Source organism: Bacillus sp. ISL-46, assembly GCF_018613205.1.
On sequence record NZ_JAGGQR010000074.1, the window covers coordinates 1 to 9,011 of the forward strand.

The window sequence follows — 9,011 nt, forward strand, 5'->3', positions numbered from 1 at the left end:
ACTCTCTACAGGAATGCTAACCTGCCCCGTTACTTGAATAAGAAAAAAGCGACCACTTTGTTAAGCAATCGCACCCGCTAGCTTTATTATTTTTAATCTTTTTTACTTTGTTTTGCTTTGAAAAAATCCCCACCCTTTTGTTTCTCATCATCAGTTCCCCAATATATTTTTTTGTCGATCTGTTTTAGCTTTGGGATATGTTTTGAACAATGAATATAAGCTTCATCAACTTTGATAATAACCCAACGTTCTGGTCTATTACCTTCTTTTACTTTAATATCATTCATTATCTTTTCTGTCATCTTTAATGAGGCTAATTGTCCATTTTCTATAATAGAGGCTGTACCATTTACATGTAACCCAATGGAATGCTCAAAAAAATCTATAAACATTAATCCGATATGGGGATTTTCAATGATGTTTCCTAAACTTGCCATAACACCATTCCCCTTGTATTCAGGATATATTAATGTTTTATCATTAATAACCCTTACAAAACCTACTGAGCCAGCTCTATAAGAGGAGTCACAGTTTCCACTAGAATCAGCTGTTGCAATAAACATCATACCTTGCTTAACTATAAAATCTGTCATCTTATCATTTAGGTAATTAAGCATTTGGTTCTCATAAAAAGAGGATGCTTTCTTTATAGTCCCATGTTGTTCTTGCAGTAAGTGTTCCCCTCTTGACATTTTCTTTCAACCCTTTCATTAATTATGCCTTATATCTTAACACATAGTTGTTAGGTTATTATTCAATTCTTCAATTAACCTGTCCGTTATTGGAACAAGAAAAAGGGCTGCCGCCGCAACCCAATCTTCAACTCTTGCACTCCGTTACTTTAAGTGAATTAGTTCACAAGTCTTTTAGTTAATTTTCCTTTTACCCTCAATAAGGTATTGAAATCCATATAAAAAAAAAGCCTTGTAAAAAAAATATAAAAAGAATTGAAATTCGTTAAAATTAACTAATTTATAGAGTTTTACTTTTGTAAAGAACTTGGTAACTGGAGATACAAAAATTGTTTCAAAAAGGGCATTTAACAAAATAAACTTTTTAAAATTTCCGTATGTCCAGTTAAATGTACCAGTCTATGCACTGCTTCATGAAGGATTACTAGATTTGAATAGGTATCGTCTTTTGAAAGATGATAGGGATTCATATGATGACAGTGCCAATCATTAATACCTAGTTCCACGCCTGATATTGCGCATTTACCATACTGAGCGATGAACTTACTTATTCGATTGTCATTATATTCAATTGTCCGATTTGGAATAAAACTTCTCATGATAGAGGATAAGACAGTTTTGTTAATCGCTTTTAGACTTTTATGTATCTTTACTCTACCTTCGGTAGTGTAGTTACACGTAACCTGCGAAAAACATAGGCTTGTTTTATGCCGCTGGGCATAGATATAAAGACCCTCTCCAATTTACTTCTTGATGAACACTACTTCTATATAAGTTTCTATTTCTCCTTCTTGTTGAACTGCCACGTTTGGATAGGTTACAGTTAACTGGACAGAAATATTAAGGTCAAGTAGACTACAGTTACTATTACTGAGGAGAATCTATTATGACCAAAAGAGAGCGAAGAAAGTTCACAGAAGAATTCAAGAATCAGATCGTTCAGCTTTATTTGAACGGCAAGCCTAGACAAGAAATTATTCGTGAATATGACTTGACCCCTTCATCACTGGATAAGTGGGTGGGTCAAAGTCAGACAAGTGGATCATTCAAAGAAAAAGACAATCAAACACCGGAAGAAACTGAACTGATTAAACTCCGTAAGGAAAACAAGCAGTTACTGATGGAGAACGACATTTTAAAGCAAGCAGCGCTGATACTAGGACGAAAGTAAATGTGATTCGAAATAACCAACACAAATACTCGATATCAGCAATGTGCAAAGTCCTTCAACTTCACAGAAGCACTTATTATTACGAAGCGAAAGAAAGAGCAAATGAGGATGATATTACCTCCGACGTTATCGAGATTTTTCAAGCGAGCCGTCAAAATTATGGAACTCGCAAAATCAAAGTAGAATTAAAAAAACGTGGACTCATCGTTTCTAGACGAAGAATTGGGCGAATTATGAAAGAGCATGGTCTTGTCTCTTCTTATACCGTAGCTCAATTTAAGCCTCACACGAAATCATGTAATGAATCAAAACAGAAGAACGAACTAAACCGCGAGTTTAACCAGGAAGAAGAAATGACAGCGATAGTAAGCGATTTGACATACGTAAGAGTCAATCAAAAATGGCACTATGTATGTGTATTTGTCGACCTCTTTAATCGGGAAATCGTAGGCTGCAGCGCAGGTCCAAATAAAGATGCATTACTCGTCTATCGAGCATTCGCCTCCATGAAAGGGGACCTCCGTAAAATACAGCTTTTTCATACGGATCGTGGAAATGAGTTCAACAATAAACTGATTGACGATGCTTTAGAGACGTTTGAAATTCAACGATCATTAAGCATGAAGGGCTGCCCGTATGACAATGCCGTAGCTGAAGCAACGTACAAAATCATTAAAACAGAGTTTGTTAAAGGACGACATTTTGATAGTTTAGAAGAATTAACAAGGGAATTACATGACTATGTCCACTGGTTTAATCACATACGAATTCACGGAACACTTGGTTATGTAAGTTCTGTTGATTATAAACTTGAACACCTTAATAAAGTTGTCTAGTTTAGTATTGACAATCCACACCTTTAGTCATATAAGATAAACCAGTAGAGAAATAAGATAATGTGCTGCTAATAGTCAGTAGGTCTTCTTTTATGTTTTTCATTTATGATTTTCTTGTTAAGTATCCTTACTTTACCAATCATTAACAACCTCATATCTTCAACAATATACCTAGCTAACTCTTCGTCAGAAATGTCATTTCCATCAATATCAAGACGGAATTCCTGCCCTTGAATTCCACCGCCATTCGTAAACTCGATTTCAAAGTCGAATTGAACTCTTTTGCCCATTTCGAATCCACCTTAACCTTAGTTTTAGATTATATATATATTCAGGTTTAAAAAAACAAATATCTTCTTCCTTCTTACACTCTTCCACTAAACTGCCCTTTAGTTCAATAAGAAAAGCCACCAAAAATGGCAGATGGATCTTTAACTCTAGCACCCCTATAGTTTAAGTAGAAACCTTCACAATCTCTTATACACTTTAACATATTCCAACCCCTTCAATGTATTATTCTAGAATCAGACTCATTACAAAAAGACGCCTTCTTTTTAAAGAAAAGCGCCCTTTAATGGAATAACATAAAATTACCCTCATTCTTAAATAATCACTTTTTTAGTTCAACTAAAGCACCCGTTCGTTTAAAATCAGTAAAAATAAATAATTACCAAGAACAATGAGAACACTGCTATTAACAGTGTTCTCATTGTTCTTTTGTTCGTCATCGACCTAAATCAGTTTTCTGAATATTTGAGAGGTAATCAGCCAGTTGAATGAAGGTTCCTGAAAAGCCCTCCTGAACCATTTCTTGCGACTCCTCGTAAGTTTTCATTTCCTCCTTAGTTGGGGATACAGGTGTCCCAATCATCGTAAGTATTGTTTTACCTTCATGCTCGGTGAATGTAAAAGTATTGAGAATTTCCAATGGCCAGTTGTCGTTAAAAGGAGCACGTACGATGTTACCCTTTTCATCAGAAAAGAAAGAGGTGTAAACGAGTTTCTCTGGAGCATTTACTTCATGATAAACAAATTTGACCCACATTACATTACCTTCAGGAGATGTCTGGCTGTAATGGAAGACACCATCCTGGCGAATCTCAAACTTAGAAATATCAAAAGCCCATCCTTTTGGGCCCCACCAGTTCTGCAGATGTTCTGATTCGGTAAATGCCTTAAATACAAGCTCGCGAGGAGCGTTGAAACTACGGGTGATTTCGGTTTTTGTAAACATTTTATTCCTCCAATTATTGTTTTTTATTTTGTAGGTCCTTCAGATAAAGTTCCAAGCTGTCGAGTTTTTCTTCCCATATTTCACGATACTGTTCCAACCAAATGTTTAATGCCTTAAAGGGTTCTGAACAAAGCTTATAAATTCGACGATTTGCATCGGCATAAAATTCCACCACTCCTGATTTATAAAGCACACTTAGATGTTTAGATGCCAATGGCTGGCGAATCTGAAGTCGGTCTGCAATTTCTCCCACGGTGAGAGGTCCGTCTCTAAGGAGTTCAACAATCCTTAATCGATTTGGCTCGGCAAGAGCACTTAATAATGTAGTATTCATCTTTACACCACGATTTATAGAATTATATTCCCTTGATTAAAATATAAACAAACAGGAATATTCCCGTCAAGTAATATTGAAGAAAATATTTATCTTGAATTAACTTAGTATAGCAAGGGGAGGTGAATCGGTCTTTTCTATTTCCATGATAGTTTTCTTGTTTTGTTGTACTACACCAGACGGTATCAATTATATCCTTCCCCTTATTAAACTCCCTCAGTTTGATACGAATATCTCTTGAATGCTCACTTATTCGCAGGATTTCATAACCCCTATAAATAGATTGACGGGTAATTGCAATGAATTCAGATCATTTGGCTTCGTGAAGGCATAGTTAAATAAAGGAGTTAGCTACCACTCCATATTTTACCATATAATGTACATCTCCATGCCGCCCCTTGAGGCTTTCCCTCCCATGTCTCAACGGGTCAATCGCCACCTCATTCCTTCGTCATGCCTATCCAAGGGGTGGAGGCCAGTTATGCTAACCTGATGGGTCACAGTGCCCTTTTGTTCAATAAACCTGGTACTCCGTACATATTTGAAATCTCACGAATAAGACAACATTCAAAAATTAAAGTTAACTGTTTTAAATGATGATTATATTACTAATGTTTTACATCTATGCTGCTAAAGGGATTAATACTTGGATTTTACTTGGACAGTAAGACTCATTTCGCCGTGCTATTCCTACAAAAATCCTTCAGAAAAAAATTACTATCAAATTGTTAACACGAGGCATCTAAAAATTTCACTTTGAAATTTATCATGTTAAATGAACCATTACCTTGTTACGCCCCTTGAATTTAGTAGTATAAATACCTATATCAGCACGCCATAATAAACTTGAATTTACCGTAACAATTTGGTGGAAAACGTTATCCCTTTACGTACTTAGTACAACAATAAAAAAAATGACCTCCACTTAGACCATCACACACCTTTTATAACTTCAAGTTAGCATCCAATTTAATCTCCTGAAACCTCCTTTTATCTCGGTGTATATCTTAAAAGATATTATCGAAAAATACACAAAGGAGGTGTAAAAAATGAGGCATATTTTAAGAATTGCCATGAAGTTTATTGCAGCTGTTGTTGTTCTGGGCATTATCGATGCGTTGGGCTACGATTTGGGCGCTTCTGATATCCTAGGGATTTCAGCGGTATTAGCTATTGTTAGTTATGTAGTGGGTGACTTATTTATTTTACGGGTTACCAATAACACAGTGGCAACTATTGCTGATTTTGCCTTAGCGTTTGTAATTCTCTACCTAATGATCGATAATATGACCATTGAGGATGACGTGTTATCCGCTTCACTTATTGGCTCGATAGCAATCACAGCTTTTGAAATTTTCTTCCATCGCTTATTAGGAAGAGAACATGGCAAACAGGCTTCCAATCAGCGACAAACCATGCAAACTGGAAGACCACAATTTCAAACAGAAGCGTCTTCTGAATTAACTCCTGTTAAACAGGATGTAAGAAGTGCTCAACAGCACAAGTCTCAGGAGAACCAGAATAAACAATAATAGTCAAAAAAAGCGTACATTTATTCTGATATGCTCCCGATAAAGTAGACAGATGAAATAATAAAAATCTGTTTGCTTTGTTGGGAGCTTTTTCTATGGCGAAAAGTGCGTATACTGCACAAGAAGAATATGAGTTAATTATGGCTTATCTGGACAGACAAACCTTTATTCCAGACTTCTGCTGTCAAAACAACATTTCGAAGAATACGATTAAAAAATGGATGTTTCTATTTGAAACATATGGGATCAAGAGGCTTGAAGGATCTAGCGGTTGAAAAGGGTATTCAAACGAGGTAAAAACGGCTGCAGTTCTTGATTATCTTTCCGGGACCTATTCCCTGATTGAGATTGTACGTAAGTAGGAAATATCAAGCGACTCTGTGTTGAGAAAGTGGATAAAGCATTATAATGATCATAGAGAATTAAAAGAGACGAAAAGGATGAGTAACTCTATGATTAAAGGTCGATCTACCACGCTTGAAGAACGTTTGGAAATTGTTATGTATTGCCTTCAGAACGGAAAAAATTATCACCAGGCTTCGGAGCTTTTCGAAGTTTCTTATCAACAGGTGTATCAATGGATGAAGAAGTATGAAAAAGAAGGAGAAGACGGTCTTAAAGATAAGCGAGGGCGGAGTAAGACAGAACCAGAATTAACTCAGGAGGAGAAAATCCAGCGAGAAATGAAGCGGTTAAAGCGGGAAAATGAACGTCTTCGGGCAGAAAATGCATTTTTAAAAAAGTTGGAGGAACTCGAAAGGAGGCATTTAAAGAAGAGCTCTTAAGCCAGACCCGATTAACGGATAAATACGTAGCTATACAGGAACTTCATCAGGAAGAGAATTTTCCCATGGTTCTATTATGTAAGATTGCGAGAATTTCACGTGCAGCGTATTATAAGTGGCTTGACCGTTCCCCTTCAGAAAATGAAAGTTTAAATGAGGAAATCCTTGAGGAGATACAGCGCCTATATAAGAAGGTGGACGGCATATATGGCTATCGCCGCATAACATTGAACCTAAGACGTATCATGGAAGTGGAATAACGAAAAAAGGCTGCCGAAGCAGCAAAATCGTTCTTGAGCTAAAGCCCCGTTAATTAATTACATTAGTTCACTCCAACAAATCGCTTCATTTAAGAATTCGCCTTATTTAGGTATCTCGTAGTCTTTCTTTTTTGCAGACATGGAAACAAGTGCAGATTCATTGAATCCTTTAACGATGAGCCATACTGCTAAAATCATTTCATTAGCTGCTACTGGTAGCGCCAAAATAGCACCCCAAACAGAAACTTGTTGAATTACACCGAACATTACTAACAAGGCACAAATAAAAACAAGCGTTGCCCCTGTCATACCCAGGATAGGTATAAACCTGGGTACGAGCTTGGATTTATAAAATATATAACTGTACATCATCGTATTGATGCCCAGCATGAAAAGGGGACCAAGCATAAATGTCCAGTCATGTACTGCTTTTAATATAATACCTGAAGCATAAAAAGAGGCGGAATCCGGGGCTCCTGCTGCTACAAATTCCCGGCTTAAGGTCAATAGGGACAGTACGCTGATTACACCAACGGTAATGATAACAGCTTCAAGAAACCTGAAGCAAATATGCCAAAGAGCTATCGTTTCATTATATTTTCTTAAAATTGGAAACATGGTAGTTGCCGTACCAATCGCTGATACGACAAGAATTAACTCCATAAATGCCCCAAGTATCACCTGGTTGGCGTGTTCAGATCCTTTAATCAGATAATCAGGACCCTTTAGAATAGGATCGTATAATTTAAGACCTATTATTGCTGTAACTGCTGCAAGTATAAACAAGACTCCTACAATTTTTGCCGCTTTTTTGTTTGAATTCATTTTTTTATCCCCTTTTTTAATAAATTCAATAACGATAAAGCAAAAACAATCACAGTTCTACAGCTTTGTGTTGTCCCCATAAAAGAATACCTCTTCCAGCGGTAAGTTAAAGGCATGAGCAATTCGAAAAGCCAGTTCTAGTGATGGGGAGTAGTTTCCCTTTTCGAGAGCCACAATCGTTTGTCTTGTTACGCCTACCTTGTCAGCCAATTGTTGCTGCGTCATTTCATCATGGTTAAATCGTAATTTTCGGATGTGGTTGCCGACAAGATTTTTGCCCATATTAGACTCCTCTCCTATAGTGATAAAGTTTCGTAACGGAGCCTGTCACATCGGAAATGAATCCTGAAGTTATCAAGATAATGAACATCATCTGTGACGGCTGATAGATGACCAGCGAACCCATTGCAAGAAGAAAACCCACAATAAAGACAAAAAAAGAATTTCGGGTTGCTTTCAAGCCTATTAACTTATCTAGTTCATCTGCAAACGTTGGTTCCTTTTCTCTCGTCGTAATTCTAAAGACGATGTTAAAAATAATGCTGATAATGATGTGCGCGATTATTGAAACCAACATCAAGTTGAGGACAAAGGAACCCCAATAGCGAAAGGTTTCCTTCGACTCCAGCCCCCCCCCGGGATACTGCGGGTACATGTAAAAACAAAAAGATCCGAAAATGAGAATAACGCTGATCAACGATACAATGCTTTTCTTTTCTTGATAGGTCATAGTTTACACCCCCCGTGCGTTAAATTTTACATTTGGTAAAATGTGTTAATTATAATGTAAAACAAACTATACATGAAGTCAAGTATAATTTACATATAAAAGGCAGGGCACCGTTTAATGTGGCAATACGCCTGCCCTTGAAGAAGACGAAAATGGTTAGGCGGATTTTAAGAAACCAACTACCGCTTAGCCGATTTTCTAAAGCTGCAAAGCATAACAAAAAAATCAGACCTAAGCCAAAATAATTCAGCCTTGGTCTGATTTTTTAGCCTAGATATGTTCTACAAGAGAATTTCAACTCATTCACCCATATGGGTGAAGTGAAATAGTAATTGAGAATGTCATTTGGATAATCTCTTACTCCACTAGTCGAGTAGAAGGGAGCCTTTCTACCTTGCGGTAAATTGTACTCCACCCTCCGGGTAGAAAGGTCGCCCAATTGGCGACTCAAACCCCCACAGAACCCGGCGTGCGGATTTCCCGCACCGGGCTCTTCAGAAATTGCTTCACAGTTTCGCGTAAATCTTTAATTCCGAAAATGGAATTGAAAGTTTAGGACGCTCTAGAGGAAAAATCGACTTAATCTTATTGAACTTTTCCCACGTTATATAG

Annotated in this window: 12 protein-coding genes and 1 pseudogene; 5 read left to right on the plus strand and 8 right to left on the minus strand. The window is 37.1% G+C overall.

Annotated elements, in window-relative coordinates; translation table 11 throughout:
* Positions 1-92: 92 nt before the first annotated feature.
* Both J7E67_RS27445 and J7E67_RS32555 read right to left on the minus strand, forming a co-directional pair.
* Positions 93-692, minus strand: a complete 600-nt coding sequence (locus J7E67_RS27445; protein ID WP_214733214.1) for a pyridoxamine 5'-phosphate oxidase family protein — start codon at positions 690-692, stop codon at positions 93-95.
* Between the two features lie 368 nt (positions 693-1,060).
* Positions 1,061-1,417 (minus strand): annotated as a pseudogene (locus J7E67_RS32555) (HNH endonuclease signature motif containing protein); the annotation flags it as partial.
* 161 nt (positions 1,418-1,578) lie between these two features.
* Here J7E67_RS32555 and J7E67_RS27450 point away from each other — a divergent pair.
* Positions 1,579-2,699 (plus strand): IS3 family transposase gene (locus J7E67_RS27450; protein ID WP_214733215.1). Its coding sequence is split into 2 segments (ribosomal slippage): positions 1,579-1,828 and positions 1,828-2,699, totalling 1,122 coding nucleotides; the frame shifts between segments, so codons are not numbered across the junction.
* 68 nt (positions 2,700-2,767) lie between these two features.
* On the opposite strand, the gene J7E67_RS27455 is transcribed toward J7E67_RS27450, so the two are convergent.
* The 3 genes from J7E67_RS27455 to J7E67_RS27465 all read right to left on the minus strand — a co-directional run bounded on the left by J7E67_RS27455 (position 2,768) and on the right by J7E67_RS27465 (position 4,267).
* Positions 2,768-2,989, minus strand: coding sequence for a cyclase (locus tag J7E67_RS27455; RefSeq protein ID WP_214733216.1), 222 nt, complete (start codon positions 2,987-2,989; stop codon positions 2,768-2,770).
* Positions 2,990-3,423: 434 nt separating this feature from the next.
* Entirely contained in the window at positions 3,424-3,933 is a 510-nt protein-coding gene (locus J7E67_RS27460) for an SRPBCC domain-containing protein (protein ID WP_214733217.1), read from the minus strand.
* A 13-nt stretch (positions 3,934-3,946) separates the two neighbouring features.
* The gene (locus tag J7E67_RS27465; RefSeq protein ID WP_214733218.1) at positions 3,947-4,267 is read right to left on the minus strand and encodes an ArsR/SmtB family transcription factor; all 321 of its coding nucleotides are present in this window, start codon (positions 4,265-4,267) and stop codon (positions 3,947-3,949) included.
* 1,049 nt (positions 4,268-5,316) lie between these two features.
* Between J7E67_RS27465 and J7E67_RS27470 the strand changes: the two genes are divergently transcribed.
* The 4 genes from J7E67_RS27470 (at position 5,317) to J7E67_RS27485 (ending at position 6,844) form a co-directional block, all read left to right on the plus strand.
* The gene (locus J7E67_RS27470) at positions 5,317-5,799 is read left to right on the plus strand and encodes a YndM family protein (RefSeq protein WP_214733219.1); all 483 of its coding nucleotides are present in this window, start codon (positions 5,317-5,319) and stop codon (positions 5,797-5,799) included.
* A gap of 95 nt (positions 5,800-5,894) precedes the next feature.
* Positions 5,895-6,074 carry a helix-turn-helix domain-containing protein gene (locus J7E67_RS27475; RefSeq protein ID WP_214733220.1) on the plus strand — a complete coding sequence of 60 codons (180 nt, stop codon included), beginning with the start codon at positions 5,895-5,897 and terminating at the stop codon, positions 6,072-6,074.
* Positions 6,075-6,251: 177 nt separating this feature from the next.
* Complete coding sequence (locus J7E67_RS27480; RefSeq protein ID WP_214733221.1) at positions 6,252-6,584, plus strand: helix-turn-helix domain-containing protein; 333 nt, start codon at positions 6,252-6,254, stop codon at positions 6,582-6,584.
* Between the two features lie 65 nt (positions 6,585-6,649).
* Positions 6,650-6,844: an IS3 family transposase gene (locus J7E67_RS27485; RefSeq protein ID WP_214733222.1), complete on the plus strand. Its 195-nt coding sequence runs from the start codon at positions 6,650-6,652 to the stop codon at positions 6,842-6,844.
* A gap of 102 nt (positions 6,845-6,946) precedes the next feature.
* Here the strand turns inward: J7E67_RS27485 and J7E67_RS27490 are convergent, their stop codons facing one another.
* From J7E67_RS27490 to J7E67_RS27500, 3 genes are read right to left on the minus strand one after another with little or no spacing between them, the layout of a single operon-like run.
* Positions 6,947-7,669 (minus strand): DUF4386 domain-containing protein, encoded by a 723-nt coding sequence (locus J7E67_RS27490; RefSeq protein ID WP_214719037.1) that lies wholly within the window; start codon positions 7,667-7,669, stop codon positions 6,947-6,949.
* A 57-nt stretch (positions 7,670-7,726) separates the two neighbouring features.
* Positions 7,727-7,951, minus strand: coding sequence for a helix-turn-helix transcriptional regulator (locus J7E67_RS27495; RefSeq protein WP_214719039.1), 225 nt, complete (start codon positions 7,949-7,951; stop codon positions 7,727-7,729).
* Between the two features lies 1 nt (position 7,952).
* Positions 7,953-8,399, minus strand: a complete 447-nt coding sequence (locus J7E67_RS27500) for a hypothetical protein (protein WP_214733223.1) — start codon at positions 8,397-8,399, stop codon at positions 7,953-7,955.
* Between the last annotated feature and the right edge of the window lie 612 nt (positions 8,400-9,011).